General features: G+C 58.4%; 14 protein-coding genes. 9 read left to right on the top strand and 5 right to left on the bottom strand.

The window, feature by feature from the left end:
* Positions 1–75: 75 nt before the first annotated feature.
* The 3 genes from JK199_RS02400 to JK199_RS02390 all read left to right on the top strand — a co-directional run bounded on the left by JK199_RS02400 (position 76) and on the right by JK199_RS02390 (position 3,916).
* Positions 76–1,374, top strand: a complete 1,299-nt coding sequence (locus tag JK199_RS02400; protein WP_212373674.1) for a cation diffusion facilitator family transporter — start codon at positions 76–78, stop codon at positions 1,372–1,374.
* Positions 1,375–1,386: 12 nt separating this feature from the next.
* Positions 1,387–2,319, top strand: a complete 933-nt coding sequence (locus tag JK199_RS02395) for a cation diffusion facilitator family transporter (RefSeq protein ID WP_086655107.1) — start codon at positions 1,387–1,389, stop codon at positions 2,317–2,319.
* A gap of 214 nt (positions 2,320–2,533) precedes the next feature.
* The gene (locus tag JK199_RS02390) at positions 2,534–3,916 is read left to right on the top strand and encodes a chloride channel protein (protein ID WP_077930367.1); all 1,383 of its coding nucleotides are present in this window, start codon (positions 2,534–2,536) and stop codon (positions 3,914–3,916) included.
* Positions 3,917–4,112: 196 nt separating this feature from the next.
* On the opposite strand, the gene JK199_RS02385 is transcribed toward JK199_RS02390, so the two are convergent.
* Both JK199_RS02385 and JK199_RS02380 read right to left on the bottom strand, forming a co-directional pair.
* Positions 4,113–5,972: a Hint domain-containing protein gene (locus JK199_RS02385; protein ID WP_212373672.1), complete on the bottom strand. Its 1,860-nt coding sequence runs from the start codon at positions 5,970–5,972 to the stop codon at positions 4,113–4,115.
* A gap of 160 nt (positions 5,973–6,132) precedes the next feature.
* The gene (locus tag JK199_RS02380) at positions 6,133–8,049 is read right to left on the bottom strand and encodes a Hint domain-containing protein (RefSeq protein WP_212373670.1); all 1,917 of its coding nucleotides are present in this window, start codon (positions 8,047–8,049) and stop codon (positions 6,133–6,135) included.
* A 544-nt stretch (positions 8,050–8,593) separates the two neighbouring features.
* On the opposite strand from JK199_RS02380, the gene JK199_RS02375 reads away from it, so the two are divergent.
* The 3 genes from JK199_RS02375 to JK199_RS02365 all read left to right on the top strand — a co-directional run bounded on the left by JK199_RS02375 (position 8,594) and on the right by JK199_RS02365 (position 12,057).
* Entirely contained in the window at positions 8,594–9,586 is a 993-nt protein-coding gene (locus JK199_RS02375; RefSeq protein WP_077930369.1) for a CobW family GTP-binding protein, read from the top strand.
* A complete protein-coding gene (locus tag JK199_RS02370; RefSeq protein ID WP_212373668.1) occupies positions 9,583–10,635 on the top strand; it encodes a WD40 repeat domain-containing protein in 1,053 nt (350 codons plus the stop codon). Before JK199_RS02375 ends, JK199_RS02370 begins: the two co-directional genes overlap by 4 nt.
* A gap of 135 nt (positions 10,636–10,770) precedes the next feature.
* Entirely contained in the window at positions 10,771–12,057 is a 1,287-nt protein-coding gene (locus tag JK199_RS02365; RefSeq protein WP_212373666.1) for an NAD(P)/FAD-dependent oxidoreductase, read from the top strand.
* A gap of 330 nt (positions 12,058–12,387) precedes the next feature.
* Here JK199_RS02365 and JK199_RS02360 read toward each other — a convergent pair whose 3' ends face one another.
* Together JK199_RS02360 and JK199_RS16035 are read right to left on the bottom strand one after the other, a co-directional pair.
* Entirely contained in the window at positions 12,388–12,570 is a 183-nt protein-coding gene (locus JK199_RS02360; protein WP_212373664.1) for a hypothetical protein, read from the bottom strand.
* A gap of 257 nt (positions 12,571–12,827) precedes the next feature.
* Positions 12,828–13,013: a cysteine-rich CWC family protein gene (locus JK199_RS16035; protein WP_408742319.1), complete on the bottom strand. Its 186-nt coding sequence runs from the start codon at positions 13,011–13,013 to the stop codon at positions 12,828–12,830.
* On the opposite strand from JK199_RS16035, the gene JK199_RS02355 reads away from it, so the two are divergent.
* From JK199_RS02355 to JK199_RS02345, 3 genes are all read left to right on the top strand, one after another.
* Positions 13,012–13,155: a hypothetical protein gene (locus JK199_RS02355; protein WP_212373662.1), complete on the top strand. Its 144-nt coding sequence runs from the start codon at positions 13,012–13,014 to the stop codon at positions 13,153–13,155. The genes JK199_RS16035 and JK199_RS02355 overlap by 2 nt on opposite strands.
* Complete coding sequence (locus JK199_RS02350; protein ID WP_212373661.1) at positions 13,152–13,979, top strand: hypothetical protein; 828 nt, start codon at positions 13,152–13,154, stop codon at positions 13,977–13,979. Before JK199_RS02355 ends, JK199_RS02350 begins: the two co-directional genes overlap by 4 nt.
* A 283-nt stretch (positions 13,980–14,262) precedes the next feature.
* Complete coding sequence (locus JK199_RS02345) at positions 14,263–16,200, top strand: CocE/NonD family hydrolase (protein ID WP_244984843.1); 1,938 nt, start codon at positions 14,263–14,265, stop codon at positions 16,198–16,200.
* A gap of 113 nt (positions 16,201–16,313) precedes the next feature.
* Here the strand turns inward: JK199_RS02345 and JK199_RS02340 are convergent, their stop codons facing one another.
* Positions 16,314–16,937 (bottom strand): DUF1826 domain-containing protein, encoded by a 624-nt coding sequence (locus tag JK199_RS02340; protein WP_212373659.1) that lies wholly within the window; start codon positions 16,935–16,937, stop codon positions 16,314–16,316.
* Positions 16,938–17,008: the final 71 nt, after the last annotated feature.

Below are 17,008 nucleotides of genomic sequence, written 5' to 3'. Positions count from 1 at the left end.
ATTCAGGGGCTTTCCCTATGCCGGACAGCGTCCGGACGCAACGGGCACGCCCCCGCCAACCCGCAAGGACATGCCATGTCTCAGCCACCGCCCGCGTCCTCCGGCCCGCATACGGACCCATCCTCCTGCACAGCGCAGGACCATCCGCCTGCGCCGGATTCCGCACACGGTCTGTCCTGTGGCCCCGCTGCTTGTGGCTCCTCCGCGCACAATCAGCCAGCCCCCCCGACAGGCGGAGAAAACCCCGGCGCGCCCGCCTCCTGCGGGCATACCCATGACGACCATGATCATGATGCCCACGGCGCTGCGGACCCTGCGCATGATGGCGGCCTGCACGGGGACGGGCACGAGCACGGGCATGAGCATGACGATGATCACACCCATGATCATCACGGGCATGATCACGATGGACATGATCATAGCGGCCACACGCATGACGGGCACGATCATCACCACGGGTTCGGGCATCATCATGTGCATACGCCCGCCTCATTCGGCGTGGCCTTTGCCATCGGGATTGTGCTGAACACCGTCTATCTGGGGGCGGAGGCCCTATGGGGCGTCATGTCTCACTCGCTGGCCCTGCTGGCGGATGCTGGCCATAACCTGTCGGACGTTCTGGCGCTGGCAGCGGCATGGCTGGCGCAGCATCTGTCCGCAAAATCGCCCTCCGCACGCTTTACCTACGGGCTGCGGCGTTCCTCCATTCTGGCGGCCCTCGCCAATGCGGTTATTCTCATGCTGGTAACGGGCGGCGTGGCGTGGGAATCCATCCAGCGCCTGTTCCACCCCGCCCCGGTGGCTGGCTGGACCATGATGAGTGTCGCCGCCATCGGGATTCTGGTGAATGGCGGTACAGCCCTGCTGTTTGCCTCCGGGCAGAAGGACGACATTAATATTCGCGGGGCGTTCCTGCACATGGCCTCGGACGCGCTGACCTCTCTGGCCGTAGTGATTGCGGGCGGGCTGGTCCTGCTGACCGGCCTGACATGGATTGACCCCGCCATCAGCCTCGCCATTTCCGTCGTGGTGGTGCTGGCCACATGGTCCCTGCTGCGCGATTCACTGGATATGGCGCTGGATGGCGTGCCCCGTTCCGTGGACCGGGACAGCGTGGAGGACTTCCTGCGCGCCCAGCCCGGTGTGGCGGACCTGCATGACCTGCACATCTGGCCCATGAGCACGACGGAAACCGCCCTCACGGTGCATCTCGTCCGCACCGCCAGCCTGCCTGCGGGGCAGACGGAAACGCTGCTGCTGCAAAGCACCATTGCCACCCTGCGCACCCGCTTTGGCATTGTGCACCCCACGGTGCAGATTGAAAGCGCGGACTATCACCCGCCCTGCCACCTGACAGACCCGCATACAGTCTGATATCAGTCCCCCATGCAGCTCCCCCTCCCCCAAAGCAATAAAAGCATTGCCCTGTGCAGTCTGGCCGTCAGTGTGGTGGCGCTGGGGCTGAAATATGCGGCCTATGCCCTCAGTGGCAGCGTGGCGCTCTATTCAGATGCGGTGGAAACCATCATCAACGTGGTGTCCGCCATCGGCGGATTGTGGGCGCTCAGCGTCGCCGCGCGCCCGGCAGACCACAACCACACCTACGGGCATTACAAGGCGGAATATCTCTCCGCTGTGGCGGAAGGCTCACTGGTGCTGGTCACCGCGTTTGTGATCGGGCGGGAAGCGGTGGAAGGCCTGCTGCACCCGCACCCGGTCAGCGCCTCGTATCTCGGCATCCTGCTCAATGCGGCAGCGACAGTCGTCAATCTGATCTGGGGGCTGACACTGGTGCATGCCGGGCGCGCCCGCCGCTCTCCCGCCCTGCAGGCGGGGGGGCAGCATGTGCTGTCCGATGTGTGGACCGGCGTGGGGCTGGTGGCCGGGCTGCTGCTGATCCCGTTGACGGGCTGGATGTGGCTGGACGCAGCCCTCGCGGGGCTGATTGCCCTCAACGTCCTGCGCGTGGGCTGGGAGATGATGCGGGAGTCCATCGCCGGCCTGATGGATGAAGCCCCGGCCCCGGAAACACTGGATGATATCCGCGATATTATCGCCACCAACGGGCGCGGCGCGATTGAAGCGCATGATATCCGCACCCGCATTGTGGGGGCTGTTACGTTTCTGGAATTCCATCTGGTTGTGCCCGGCAGCATGACGGTGGAAGAAGCCCACGAGATCTGTGACCGGATTGAAGCAGGCCTGCGCAGCAAAATGGGCGATACGCTGGTGCATATTCATGTCGAGCCGGACAACATGGCCAAGCATGAAGGCATTGTGTTCTGGCCGCGCCCTGCTACCGAGTCTGCATCACGCTAAATCAGCCGCTTTTCTGCGGCACGGTGGTTGCAGTTTTCAGTCTTACGACAGGGTTTTTACGCAGTATTCCCGCCCAGTCTCCCACCTGACGCATATGACTCTGCCCCGACATGCGTTTTATTAATACAGCGCGTGTATAAAACCAGACAACGCTTTCCTCACACCCAAGGCGTGTTAGAAGACCCCTACCCTTCTCAGCCGATCAGGATTGTCCATGTCTGCCAGCGTGCCCGTCACGTCCGCCCAGCTCCGCCATTTACGGGAACAGGCAAAAGCCGGCACGGTAAACTGGCGGCGCAAGCTGATCTACTGGTCCGGTGCGGTGATGGTCGGCGTGGTGGCGGTTGCATTTGCGTTTCTGGCCGATAAGGCCGCGGGGCTGCGCAGCCAGATCATCGCGTTCAGCCCCTGGCTGATGCTGGTTGTCACCCCCGGCGGGCTGGCTCTGTCCACTTGGCTGACGCGCACATGGTTCCGGGGGGCACAGGGCAGCGGTATTCCGCAGGCCATTGCCTGCATGCACCTGAATGACTTCCGCATTGTAGACAAAGTTCTGGCGCTGAAAATTGCGCTGGCCAAAATCTTCCTCACCTGTCTGGGCCTGCTCTCGGGCGGTTCCATCGGGCGTGAGGGGCCGACGGTGCAGGTCGGCGCTTCCATCATGCACACGGTCGGGCGGTTTATGGGCGTGCATGACCCCATCAAGCAACGCGCTCTGATCAAAGCAGGCGGGGCCGCCGGTGTGGCCGCGGCATTCAACACGCCTCTGGCAGGCATTGTGTTTGGCATTGAAGAACTCGCCCATTCCTATGAGCAGCGTACCAGCGGCACCATGCTGACCTGTGTGGTGATTGCCGGTGTAACCGCCATCGCCATGGTGGGGAACTATACCTATTTCGGCCATACCAGTTCCGTGGTGCCGGTTGGGGCAAGCTGGCTGGCGGTGCTGACCTGCGGCATTCTGGGCGGGCTGAGCGGTGGCTCCTTTTCCGCCCTGCTGATCCGTATCTCACGCGGCATACCGGGCCGGATGGGCAAGTTCATTGCCCAGCATCCCATTCTATTCTCGGCCCTGTGCGGGCTGGTTCTGGCCATTATCGGCCTGCTCTCCGGCGGCATGAGCTACGGCACGGGCTATGTGCAGGCGCGCGATATCATCATGGGGTCCGGGGATTATCCGGCCTCCTATTTCGTACTGAAATTTCTGGCCACCATCGTTTCCTACTGCTCCGGGATTCCGGGCGGGCTGTTTGCGCCTTCCCTGTCCGTGGGGGCTGGCATGGGCGGCTGGGTGGCACAGTATCTGCCGCATACCTCACCCGGCGCGGTCGTGCTGCTGGGCACGGTGGCGTATTTCGCCGCCGTGACACAGGCACCGCTGACAGCCACCGTCATTGTCATGGAAATGTGTGACAACCAGCAGATCACCCTTGCTCTGCTGGCCAGCGCCTTTCTGGCATTTGGTGTCTCCCGCGCCCTGTGCAGCCATGCCCTTTATGGCGCACTGGCCGTCCGCTTCCTGCGCTCCGCAGACCCACGCCCCAACAGTTCCACACCGCCCAACCCGGCAACGGACACGATGGGCCGCAACCAGTAAACAGCGCGGCAGACAGAGAGAGCCCGCATCCTCCCGCACACGAAAAAGCCTGCCTTTCCGTAAGAAAAGGCAGGCTCTCTGAGTTTATTTTATGAGCACGACAGAATGGAGCGTTTCCTTCTGTCTCTCAGGAATGCCTTGTCTGCCATCAGCGGCCCGGCTTTTTGAGCATCGGACCGCTGAGAGCAAAACGTGTTCAGGATACAGCGCGATCCTGCGCCGTAGCCTGCTGGACGCGATACGGGCCACCGGCCAGCACCTCAACCATCAGCATCCCGAATGCTCCGGGCTTCCGGGCACCCAGAGACAGCAGGCCGTTGCCGCTGGTCCAGCGTGCGCTCTGCCCGGCTTCCGCGGTATGCCAGCCTGCGTTGATCAGTGTCCCCGCTGCCGGTTCCAGAATACGGGCATCTGCACGGTTGCCGTCCTGCAGCATCATACGCCCGACCAGCACACCCAGCATGCGGCGATCATCCACAAACGGGCCAATGGTATCCACAGGGCGGCTGGCGTGGGACACCAGACGCACAGTCTGCACATGCGGCGGCACGATAAAGATGGCCTGCCCGTTATGCGTGCGGGCTTTGTTAATGATGGCACCGCTTTCCGTCACCAGATGCAGGTCGGGGTCTGTTGTCAGAACGGCCTCTTCCACAGGAGTCGTCACGTCAGACTGAGCAGCCCGCAGCTTTTCTGCCCGCAGGGCCAGAGAGTGGTGCAGCGGCTCAACAGCCTCACGCGCCGTCATCAGCGGGGCGGCGGCATCATCAGCCCAGTTGCGTGCCAGACCGGGGATCCGCACAACCGTGCCAGCCTGACGGAAGGCCCGGCGGTTGCCCGTATCCAGATAGCTTTCCGTCAGTGCGCCGTCAGCCATGATGACCGCATGCTGCTCGGTTTCCACATGGTAGTAGGTATAAGCGCGGATCGTCTGGTCATAGGCAATGGTCTCCCCATTCACCAGCATACGCACCGGCACAAACTGCCCGTCCAGATACAGGCAATGTTCCGGAGTAATCAGCAAATCCTTGCTGGGCACGCCGTCTGCCAGAGCGCCCTGACGCACCCGGACCGGCCAGCCAGCTTCATCCAGCGGCAGACCGGGGCGCACGTCCGCCTTGCGGGAGCCAACCCAGATAACCTGCTGCGCAACAGGCTTGCCGTTTTTAAACGTCAGCAGGCTATCGCCCACCTGCACATCTTCAACCGCAATGTCGCCCGTGGGCGTGCTGAGTACTGTTCCGGCCAGAAAGCAGACAGACCCGACAGCTTCAATGCTCAGGGATTTACCATCGCTGGACACAGTGAGAGGACCAGCAGCACTGGTAGAGTAATTGCCGGTTGCAAAATTATCCCCGTCCACGCTCACGGTCGCAATTGTCGTCTTGTTTGCGTCATAGACGGTGATGGTCTGGGACCCAAGAAAGCTGCTAATAGAATAGCTTGCTGGCGTGGAAGACAGGTTTTCGAAAGAAATATAATCCTTGGCCGCATCAAACCCCGTGATGGTCGTTGAGGAAAGATTCAGCACAGTGCCGCCCGCATTGGCGATAAAAGTCCCGCCGCCCGTGCCAAAGTTGATGGTTGAACCGTTCAGAAGCGCGATAAGACCAGCGCCGTTGCTGAAGGTGCCGCCATTGGTCAGGTTAACGGTTGACCCCGAAAGCGCCCCTGCCAGCAGGTTGTTTCCCATGGTGGCTGTGCCGCCATCCACATTCACAGTAACGCCACTAAGAGCGGAAACAGCCGTCGTAATAGTTGCTGTACCACCCACATAAACATTTGCATTACTCAGAAGGGAAACCACAGTGGTAACCGTTCCGGTGATGCCCGGCGGAATGACATAATCGCCTCCGCCGATACCCAGGACGGAAACAATAGAGAGCGTGCCCCCGCTTTTTGTGAGGACGTTCCCGCTGCTCAAAGTCCCCAGATCTGTGACTGTTCCATCCGGATCCTTGATCGTTACGGTGTAAGAGGAAGGATTACCAAACCAGTCAGTATCCGCGACGTTAACAGAGTAAACAACCCCTGAAGAATTTGTATAGTCGGTCATATCTTAATCTTTCATTAAGGAATAACTTCTTTAAACCGACTCTGTTATTTAAAATAAAACTATTAAATACTGATTAAAATCACCGGAAAATTTACGCATGAAAAAAGGCCCGGCATAAATGCCGAGCCTCTCCTGCTCTTCTTAAAAAACTGAGGAAAAATCAGATCCCTGAAACGCGGGACGCCTCTTCAGTTTCCTGCTCAACGTAAGGACCACCTGCCAGAATTTGCAGGCTCAGTATCCCAAAACTCTCCGGCGCGCGCGCTGGCAGCGGGAGCAGGGCGTCGCCTATGGTCCAGCGTCCTGCCCCACCCTCCAGTTCAGCCCAGCCAGTCAGAGACGCTTCAGTCTTATGGACCGTCACCGGCACTACAGCTCCGCCAAGCTGGAACGCAGCCTCGCCCACGCAGACACCGAGGGCACGACGGTCATCCACAAAAGGTCCGTGCACATCACACGGGCGGCTGGTGCGGGAGAGCAGACGCACAGCCTGCACAGACCCCGGCACCATAAACAGGGCCTGCCCGCGTACTGTACGCATGCAGCGCAGCAGACGCCCGTCTTCAGTCACCAGATGCAGGCCGGATTCCGTCGTCAGTGCGGGAGCCCGAGCAGCTTCCGGCACCCCCATGGCCTCGGCGCGGGCCAGAAGCTCCCGGAAAACCGGTTCCACTCCATGCCGTTCCACCATCAGCGGCGCGGCGGCATCTTCAGCCCAGCTCCGCGCCTGAGAACCACTGATCCGCGAGACCGTTCCATACGGGCGGAAGCTGCCACGGTTGCCCGTATCCAGATAGCTTTCCGTCTGCACATTATTGGCCGTGATCACGGAATGCTGCGCGGTCTCGATATGATAATAGGTATATGTGGTAACGCTGCGGTCAAACAGTACCGTGCGGCCATTCACCAGCATGCGGGCCGGAATAAAATGCCCTTCAAAATACAGGCAATGTTCCGGCGTTACCAGCAGATCACGGTCCGGCACACCAGAACTGATCGCGTTTTTCATAACGCGCACGGGATAACCGGCCTCATCATCGGGCAGACCAGCGCGCACGTGCGCCAGCGCCTTGCCCGTCCAGACAATTGGACGTTCAACCGGCTGGCCGTTTTCAAAAACCAGAACGGTCTCACCAATTGTTAACGATTCAACCGCCCGTTCGCCCTGCGGAGTACGGATCATGGACCCGGCGAGGAAGCAGGCACCAATATAGGTATTGCCATTGCTATATGTGATTTCAAGCGGATTAACGCTCTGATCATGACTGCCGATACTCGTATAAACGCCGTCAGGCAGGGTTACGCCGCTTGCCGTGTTAACAGCATAGCTCGCAACAACATCTGTCCCGTTCGTTCCATATAGAGTAATTGTTTTTCCTGAACCAGATGTCGAAATCTGATAACTTCCAATCGGCTGAACCGTGTTCTGTAGCTCGATTGTATCAACAGACGGATCATAATTATTAAACGTCACCCCATGCACACCTGTCGTGGCAAGAAGGTTGAGCACCTGATTATCCGCATTCAGGATTAGTGTACCGCCACCGTCCTGAAAATTAACGGTCGAGCCACTCAGAATATTGATCAGCCCGACGGAGCCGGAATAAGTCCCGCCATAACCAATATTGATTGTCGATCCAGAAAGCAGTCCTGCAACAAGACTTCCGGAGAAGGTTGCCGTACCTCCGTAAATATTGAGCGTATTTCCGGAAAGCGCATTAACAGCAATATTAATATCTGTATTGCCACCAATGTAGTACGTATTACCACTGACCGCATTGGCAACAATGTTAATATCGCCCGTACTGCCCGGCATCGTCACATAGGTCGCGCCGACAAGACCAACAAGAGTCGTAATACTATCACTTCCAGTAACGACATTTCCCGTTGGTGCAACAGAAAGACCGATAATTTGGATACCCGCAGTCAGGCCAGAAAGAGTTTTAATAGTCGTTCCGTCACTTCCTGCAATTGTGACGTCATAGACAACCGTTCCGAGAAGGGGGGGCACCCCAATGTTGGTGGAGGATGCTGTATAAACAAGGCCTGAGGCCGTTGTTCCAGTGTATTGAGCCATAACGTGACCTCCTGTTAATTTTATCCAGACAAGCCACAAACGTGCCTTATTTAATACATGAATAAGGCCATACATTCCCTCTCTGAAAAATTCAGAAAAAATAAGGAATGTTTTGTTCCATTTTTTTTACAGCACATGAAAGCCTCTCAAGGCTTATTAATTTTTATCCACCAGCCTCACTCTTCCGTGAAGAGTGTCTTTTCCCATTAGAATCAAAGATATAAAAATTACATATTAGATATCTATATATAAAATAAGAATATATTGGAAAATATGAGAAGACCGCGCAGCCCAACGAATCCTTTTTGTTAAGTTTTACTCAAAAAAAATCGTTCTTTTTTTGTCTAAAAAATGACCATAAAAAAGCATTATATACTGTTTGTTAATTATTACGCCCGCAGGTTTCTTTTGTCCGTCTTTCAGACGTCTCCGTCCCCCCTCTTGCAGAAGCTCTCCAAAACAACTCAGCCCCGTCTCTGGCCCTCCGCGCTCCGGCCCCCTATATGAAGAGGCACGAATGTAATCTTAACGGAGACCTTGCTTCATGTCCGATGCGTCCCCCACGTCCGATCCTGCGGATACACTGGTTCCCGTCACGGTTCTGACGGGCTTTCTGGGTGCGGGCAAAACCACGCTGCTCAACCATATTCTGACGGCGGAACATGGCCGCAAATATGCTGTCGTCATTAACGAGTTCGGTGAACTTGGCGTGGATAATGACCTCGTGGTCGATGCCGATGAAGAAGTGTTCGAAATGAACAACGGCTGCATCTGCTGCACCGTGCGCGGTGATCTGATCCGTATTCTGGGCAGCCTGATGAAGCGCCGGAACAAGTTTGACGGCATTATTATTGAGACCACAGGCCTGGCTGACCCCGCACCGGTTGCTCAGACTTTTTTTGCGGATGAGGACGTGCGCGCCAAAACGCGGCTGGATGCCGTGATTACCGTGGTGGATGCGCTGAACTTCCTGCAAACGCTGAAGGAAAGCCCGGAAGCCCACCAGCAGATCGCCTTTGCGGATGTGATCATCCTCAACAAAACTGATCTGGTGGACGAGGCTCAGCTTAAAGCGGTGGAAGACGCCATCCGCAAGCTGAACGCCTTCGCGCCTATCCATAAAGCGCAGAAAGGTAACGTGAAGCTGACGGATGTGATGGATGTTGGCGGGTTTGACCTCCAGCGTACCCTCTCCGCCGTGCCGGACTTTCTGGAAAACACCCACCATCATCACGAGGAAGATGTGAACAGCATTTCCCTCACCCTCAAAACCCCGCTGGATGCAGGCCGCTTCCAGATGTGGATCAGCGCGCTGTTGCAGGAAAAAGGCACCGATATCCTGCGCACCAAAGGCATTCTGAATTTTGAAGGCCAGCCGGACCGCTTTGCGTTTCAGGCCGTGCATATGATGGCAGACGGCAATTCCATCGGCCCGTGGAAAGAGGGCGAGGCCAAAGAATCCCGCCTTGTCTTTATTGGTCGTAACCTCAACCGGCCCCAGCTTCGGCGCGGGTTTGAAAGCTGCGCTGTTTCATGAGCACCTCCAGCACCCTGCGCGGCCTGATTGAAAAGCGCGGCGCATCCCGCACTGTGGACGGCCATATCACCGCCTGCACGGCCTCGCGCGATAACATGCGCTTTGCCTTCACCACAGCAGAAGGCGATGTGATTATCGCCCACCGGGCTGACCTGCGGGAACCGGCAAGCTGGGCAACCTATGCCGTGCATGATGGCGCGGCCCTTGCCCTTGCTCCGGATACAGACCCTTCCGGCTTCCTGACCGGCGGGGATGATGGCCGCCTGTGCCGTCTGGACATGCACGGAGAAGTGGAAGAACTCGGCAAGACCCGCCGCTGGGTTGAGCATATCGCCACGCATGTCGACGCCAAGACAGCCTACATCGCCAGCGCGGCAGGCAAGCAGGTTGAACTGCGGGATGGCCGGGGCGAGGCCGTGCTGAAAACGCTGGAGCATCCCTCCTCCGTGACTGGCATTGTGTTTGACGCCAAGGGCAAGCGGATAGCGGCATCCCACTACAACGGTGCTTCCGTGTGGTACACGCAGCCCAAAAGTGAGAGCGTGCGCCCGCTTGAATGGAAAGGCAGCCATACCGGCATTGCAATCCATCCGGCTGGCGAGGCCCTGATCACCTCCATGCAGGATAATGACCTGCATGGCTGGCGGCTGTCGGACGGGCACAATATCCGCATGAGCGGCTACCCCACCAAAGTGAAGTCCATGTCCTTCTCCCGCACGGGAAAGTGGCTGGCCACCAGCGGTGCGGATGTTGTGGTGCTCTGGCCCTTTTTTGGGGGCGGCCCCATGGGCAAACCGCCGACGGAACTGCCGGGTATGGGCGGTGCGCTCTGCACCCGCGTAGCCTATAACCCGGAGCAGGAAATTCTGGCGGCTGGCTTTGCGGACGGGTCTGTTATTATGATCGAACCGGAATCGCAACGGGTTCTTCCGGTCTGTCTGAACGGCACCAGCGCCATCAGCGCGCTGGCCTATAGTCCAGACGGATGCCTGCTGGGATTTGGGACTGAAGACGGGCTGATTGGCCTTGTGGATCTTTCCGCAGGCTGAGCAGGCCAGCCCGCCTGCATAAAGACATTTGCGTGACCTCAAGAGCCGGTGTGTTGCGCAGATCTGTTCCGCCGCTGATACTGGCCTCTGAGAGTGGCTTGTGGCACGGGCGGAACACGAAAGGATAATGACGTTATGAGTGATCGGTTTCGTCTGGTTATTGTGGGGGGCGGCATTGCCGGCCTGGCACTCGCCACACGGTTGGGACACAGCATGGGCCGCGCAGGCAAGCTGGATATCACCCTGGTGGATAAAGGGTTCAGCCATGTCTGGAAGCCTATGCTCCACTGCTTTGCCGCCGGGACTGCCCGTAACGAGAATGACCGCATTACCTTTGTCTCTCACGCAGCGGGGCACGGCTTCCGCTTCTGCTATGGCGAAATTTCCAGTCTGGACCGCACGGCCCGCCGCATCACCCTCGCCCCGCTGACCGAGCAGGATGATGAGGAAATTATTCTGGAAGAGCGGCATCTGGATTATGACGCGCTGATTTTCGCCATTGGCAGCCGCGCGAATGACTTCGGCACACCGGGCGTTAAAGAACACTGCATTTTTCTGGATAATGTGGTGGAGGCAAACAATTTTAATGAACGCTTCCGCCATGCCATTTTGCAAGCCTACGGGCGCGGCACGCCGCTGGATATTGCCATTGTCGGCGGGGGGGCCACGGGCGTACAGCTTGCTGCGGAGCTGCACAAGGCGCTGGATATCGGCTCGCTCTACAACTTTACGCCCACAACGCCGGACATGCGCATCACCTTGCTGGAAGCCGGGCCGCGCATCCTGCCGTCCTTCCCCGAAAAGGTTTCCGAGGAAGCCCGGCAGCAGCTTGAATCCCTGAAAATTTCCGTCCGCACCGGGGCAATGGTTAGCGGGGTGGATGAAAAAGGCTTTATCCTGAAAGACGGCTCCCGCGTGGATGCACAGTTCCGCGTCTGGGCGGCCGGGGTCAAAGCCCCGGATGTCACGCAGGAGATGGACGGTCTGGAATGTGCCCGTGGCGGCCAGCTTGTGGTGAAAGCCAATCTGCAAACCACACTGGACGAGCGGATTTTTGCGGTTGGGGACTGTTCTTTCATCACAGAAAGCCCCCTCCCGCCCACAGCACAGGTTGCCCGGCAGGAAGCCCACCATCTGGCAAAATATCTGCCGCAATGGATTGTCAGCCAGACGCCGGTGCCGCCCTTCAAGTTCAACAACAAGGGCGCGATTGTCGCGCTGGGCAATTACAACGGCTGGGGCGCCTTTGCGGATGGCAAGACCTTTGGTGGCGGCGCGCTCAACGGGCTGAGCGCCCGGCTGGGCCACACGGCACTGTACCGCCAGCATCAGTTTGAACTGTACGGCGTTCCGCGCGGGGCCATTGCCTGCCTGACGGACTGGCTGGACCGCTTTGTCCGCCCATCTGTCCGCATGGACTAAAAACTAAAAACGCAGGGACTTCTCCCCAAAACGCACAAACGCCCCCGGCGGCTCTGCTCCGCCGGGGGCGTTTGTATCTGGTCAGGCTTCCTTCTGGCGCAAACCCCGTTACAGGCAGTCTGTTGCCAGATGATCCCGGTGTGGTGCCTCAGCAGGCCACCCGTTGCACGGCCAGTAAGCCCGGACCTGCGTTGCGCAGCACCCGGACTTCGCCGTCCTTCTCCTTCCGGCCAGTCGCACCGTCAGGAACTCCAGAAAACCTTGCTCAGGCCTGTGCCCCGGCGTCCTGCCTCTCCGCAGCACACCCGGCGCACAGGCTCTCCAGTCCGGTTACAGATAGCGGGCGCTGGCGTTATTGAGCTGGTTGATAAAGGAATCACAGGTCATTTCCACAACCTCTCCGCCGGGGTTTTTCAGACGCACCTTGCAGTCCCCGTCATTCATGGTGCCCAGCATCTCATAGCGGGTGCCTGCAATCTCGACTGTCTTGTTTGTGCTGGCCGTGGTGGTCATCCGAACATCCTTCCGTTCCGTGCAACAGGCCCTCAGGCTTCGCCCGTTTCAGGCTCCTGTGCTTACCGAAGACAGTTTCCTCAGCTTTGCCCTAACCGCCTTTGATCTGCATCAAAACTCCGCTGCTTTATACTGCGCAACGGCAATGCGCTCACCTCATGCAACCCCGACCTGCATTTTGCAAAACTGTTTTATAAAATCATCTCTTATTGAAATTATGTTTTTCTGTTTTTCAATAAATCAGGTCCCATCACCCGTCATGCCGGCTCTGGAGAGACGTGTTCCCCGGCACGAGACTGCCGGATCAGGTTTTCCAGACAGGCCGGGCACACGCACCCCGGAGCCTCCCCGGCAGGGAGCGGGATAGCGTGAGGCACCTGCATACACCAGCACTGGCTGTCCGCCGTGCACGGAAAGTCTGTTCCACAGATTTCACAAATCATGTTTACCCTCCTGCCGTTCCTGCAGTATCGTCCCTCAACGACACCCCACCACGCACACCACGCCTCCTCCCACACCACCCCGCAGACGTTTGACACGCCTGCACCGCTTTCCCCCACCTCTTACAGCAGAAAGACCGGATGATGATGCGAAGAGCCACTGCCTTTCTGGCGTTCAGCCTTTTTACCTTTGCCATCGCCCCCGCAGGTGCCACCGCCGGTACGCCAGCCTCTCCGCCCGGCCCTCCGGCAGACCTGGCCCCAGCTGCGGCCACATCACACCCGGAAGCTGAAAACTACCGGTTACTCGGCACCCTCGGCCCCTATCGCATCGGGGCGACCCTTTCTGTCCTGCCGGATCAGAAACTGACTGCTGCAAGCTATTTCTATACAAAAAATCTGGTGGATATTCCCCTCACTGGCCAGATTACCGGTGAGCAGATTACGCTGGATGAACCGGGCGGTGGCCATTTCTCGCTGCATTTTACAACCACCGATAAAACAGCCACAAAGCCCCTCTCCCTGCAATCTGCCACGGAACTGGCCGGAACCTGGCAGAAAGGCACACAGACCTATCCCGTTCTCCTGAATCTGGTGACAACAGACTCTCTCACCCCGGACACACTGTATGAGTCTGTCACAGACGCTCCGCCTGCGGTTTTTGAAGCAATGGTCAGACACTTCCTGCAAAGCGCCCTCAGCGGGAATAAAGCGGACACTGCAAAACTGGTGTCATGGCCATTAAGGATCAATGCTCAGCACACGCAAATTCTCAAGACACCGGAAGCTCTTTTTGCGGCATGGCCCCGTATTTTCACGCCCTGTGTCCGGCTCAGCCTCCAGCGCGCCGTCCCGCACGACATGTTTGTGCACAATGGGGAAGCTATGGTCGACGACGGCACGGTCTGGTTTGACGCACACGGCGCCTCTGCCATCAACGTGCCTGACTGTAAATCCTCAGCCCCATAAACCAGCCCGCCTGCCCCACAACGGCCCACCCCCTAACCGCAGTCATCCCCGGCGTGGGGCTGACCAGAGGCGGCCATACGTCCATGCATGCAGCCTGCCTTCCTACGTTCCTGCCTTCCTTCCCGCCTTAAACCTTAACCTGAAGTTATCACATCTGCTCCGTATGGCCTGTTGACGCATCTGGTCCCGAAACGAAATATACCCTGTACTGGTACACGCCACCTCTGCCGCCACGCCGGGAGACAACATTACCTGCCTGACAGAACACAGGCCTATCCGTATTATGGTCAGGGAACCTATGGTCAAAACTCTTCTGATGCTGCTCTGCGTGACAGCCCTTTCAACCCCCGCTCTCGCACAGAACGCCGCCACAGGTGCCGATATTGCCCCGGACATGCCTGAAACCTTCACGGTCAATACAGAAAGATTCGACTTCATCCGCCGCGATGTAATGATCCCCATGCGGGATGGCGTGAAGCTCCATACCGTGATCCTTATTCCCAAAGCCGCGCAGAACGCCCCCATTCTGCTCACGCGCACACCGTATAATGCCACACGCATGACCTCCAAGGCGGACAGCGGCACCCTGCGCTCCATCCTTCAGGGGTATGACAACATGCCCGATGTGATTGTGGATGGCGGCTATATCCGCGTTGTGCAGGATGTACGGGGCAAATACGGGTCCGAAGGGGACTATGTGATGAACCGCCCGCTGCGCGGCCCCTTAAACCCGACCAAAGTGGACCACAGCACAGACACATGGGACACCATTGAATGGCTGGTGCACAATATCCCGCAAAGCAACGGCAAGGTTGGGATTCTTGGTGTGTCTTACGATGGATACACAGCCCTGACGGCCCTGTTCAACCCGCACCCCGCCCTGAAAGTCTCCGTCCCTATGAACCCGATGGTAGATGGCTGGATGGGGGATGACTGGTTCCATAACGGTGCCTTCCGTGAGGAAATGCTGTCCTATATTTACAATCAGGACGCCACCCGGAAAAAATCTGTTATCTGGTGGAGCAACCAGTATGACAATTATGATCTTTTCCTGAATTCCGTCTCCGCCGGGCAACTGGGCAAGGAGCGCGGCATGGAGCAGATCGGCTTCTTCCGGCAAATTCTGGCCCACCCTGCGTATGATAGCTGGTGGCAGCAGCAGGCGCTGGACCGCCTGGTCCCCACGCAGCGCCTCAGCGTTCCAACCCTGCTTGTTCATAGCCTGTGGGATCAGGAAGATAACTATGGAGATATTGCGCTCTATTACGCGCTGAAGCACAAACAGGCGGACCAGCCGAACCTCTGGCTGGCCATGGGGCCGTGGAACCACGGCGGCGAGATCAAGGACGCCAGCACCCTTGGCCCCATCAGGCTCCATTCTGATACCGGCCTGTATTTCCGCCGGACAATCCTTGAGCCGTTTCTGGCGCATTATCTGAAAGATGACGCGATCCCGCTGCCCGGCCGCGTTTCAGCCTATCGCAGCGGGTCAGACACGTGGGAAACACGCAGCGCCCTGCCCGAGCAGGACTGCACACAAGACTGCGCAACCCTGCATCTGACGGCACAGCATCAACTCTCCCTGAACGCCTCTGCCAGCACGTCAGGATCTGTCAGCTATCTGGCGGACCCGGCGCATCCTGTGCCCTATGTTCAGCGCCCGGTTATTACCCGTGACGCCCCCGGCTCCGTGTGGGATGACTGGCTTTCCACAGACCAGCGTAACGCGGCATCCCGACCGGACGTGGCCACCTTTACCTCGCCCGTGCTGACAAAACCCATCGCTCTGGACGGCCAGCCTCTGGTGCATCTGACAGCCACCACCACCGGTACGGATGGTGATTTTGTGGTGAAGCTGATTGACGTTTACCCGGATGAAGTGCCGGAACAGCGTGAACTCGGCGGCTATCAGCTTATGGTCAGCAGTGACATTCTGCGGGGCCGCTACCGGAAAAGCTTTGAACACCCGGAGGCCATTCCGGCAGGCAAACCCCAGCTTTACCAGTTCCGGCTGCCGGTCATGAACCACACCTTCCGCCCCGGCCACCGCATTATGGTGCAGGTGCAGTCAAGCTGGTTCCCGCTCTATGACCGGAACCCGCAAACATATGTCAGTTCCATTTTCACGGCACCGCCAGAGGCCTACAAACCCGCGACGATCACCCTTGATACCGCCGCAAGCTGGCTCAAAGTGCATCAGGCCTCTCCGGTCACGCCTTAAAGCCCACGCTCTTTCGTCAGAGGGAGGAAGACGTCTCTGCTTCCCCCTTCATGCGTCACGCTTTTCTTCTGTAGCAGGATTTGTATAAAATAAGCCTCACTGTATAGATTTTCCTAATCCCGGATAATCCTCCGCTGGTCCTCGGACATACCGCACGCCTGCGGGGCATCCAGTGTCAGCAACAGGCGCGTGGTGGGCACGGCCAGCGTGGAAAGGGGTGGAGACCGGTGCTGCACCGCCCCCTCCGGCTGCCAGCCGGGATAGCAGCCGCCTTTGAGCAATGCCACAGCTCCGGCGTCAGCCTGATGCACCGTCGCATTTTCTCCCGCCTCGACCCGCCGCCACTGCACACCCGGCCCCACATAGGTACACAGCAGCCGCAACACAACATGATCCACATGGAAGCGGCGGCAACTGTCATGAGTAATCCGCTCCAGCCGAAAGCGCACGGCGTCCATCCCGGTTGCCGCGCAATACTGCCGGGCCAGCCCCAGCGCATCTTCCAGCAGCACGCGCGTTGCGGGCGTAAAGGCGGACGCCAGTTCTTCTTCCAGTTGTCCAGAGGAGCCTGCTGTCAGAATCAGAGAGGGGCCATCATGCAGAAACGCCTGCGCGGCCTGCTCCAGATCACGCGGCAGAGTGCGGTCTGCCAGCGCAATATGGCAGTCCGGCTGCGCAAGAGCCTGAAAAGCGGCATCTGCGGTGGGGTAATGGAAGGGGGCGAGCATGGTCAGCATAGGGTTTCGCTTTAAGTATATGTTATGATATAACGTATCATATAGACACCCGGAACCGCAATCCGAAGGAA

This window comes from Acetobacter persici (genome assembly GCF_018256955.1).
Classification (GTDB): domain Bacteria; phylum Pseudomonadota; class Alphaproteobacteria; order Acetobacterales; family Acetobacteraceae; genus Acetobacter; species Acetobacter persici.
The sequence above is the reverse complement of the archived record's forward strand: the minus strand, read 5'-3'. Positions and strand labels throughout refer to the sequence as shown.

Coding starts and splice junctions, on each gene's coding strand:
- JK199_RS02390 (WP_077930367.1), top strand. CDS start 2,534: ATGTCTGCCAGCGTGCCCGTCACGTCCGCCCAGCTCCGCCATTTACGG.
- JK199_RS02385 (WP_212373672.1), bottom strand. CDS start 5,972: ATGACCGACTATACAAATTCTTCAGGGGTTGTTTACTCTGTTAACGTC.
- JK199_RS02345 (WP_244984843.1), top strand. CDS start 14,263: ATGGTCAGGGAACCTATGGTCAAAACTCTTCTGATGCTGCTCTGCGTG.
- JK199_RS02370 (WP_212373668.1), top strand. CDS start 9,583: ATGAGCACCTCCAGCACCCTGCGCGGCCTGATTGAAAAGCGCGGCGCA.
- JK199_RS02355 (WP_212373662.1), top strand. CDS start 13,012: ATGTTTACCCTCCTGCCGTTCCTGCAGTATCGTCCCTCAACGACACCC.
- JK199_RS02380 (WP_212373670.1), bottom strand. CDS start 8,049: ATGGCTCAATACACTGGAACAACGGCCTCAGGCCTTGTTTATACAGCA.
- JK199_RS02400 (WP_212373674.1), top strand. CDS start 76: ATGTCTCAGCCACCGCCCGCGTCCTCCGGCCCGCATACGGACCCATCC.
- JK199_RS16035 (WP_408742319.1), bottom strand. CDS start 13,013: ATGATTTGTGAAATCTGTGGAACAGACTTTCCGTGCACGGCGGACAGC.
- JK199_RS02340 (WP_212373659.1), bottom strand. CDS start 16,937: ATGCTGACCATGCTCGCCCCCTTCCATTACCCCACCGCAGATGCCGCT.
- JK199_RS02350 (WP_212373661.1), top strand. CDS start 13,152: ATGATGATGCGAAGAGCCACTGCCTTTCTGGCGTTCAGCCTTTTTACC.
- JK199_RS02375 (WP_077930369.1), top strand. CDS start 8,594: ATGTCCGATGCGTCCCCCACGTCCGATCCTGCGGATACACTGGTTCCC.
- JK199_RS02395 (WP_086655107.1), top strand. CDS start 1,387: ATGCAGCTCCCCCTCCCCCAAAGCAATAAAAGCATTGCCCTGTGCAGT.
- JK199_RS02360 (WP_212373664.1), bottom strand. CDS start 12,570: ATGACCACCACGGCCAGCACAAACAAGACAGTCGAGATTGCAGGCACC.
- JK199_RS02365 (WP_212373666.1), top strand. CDS start 10,771: ATGAGTGATCGGTTTCGTCTGGTTATTGTGGGGGGCGGCATTGCCGGC.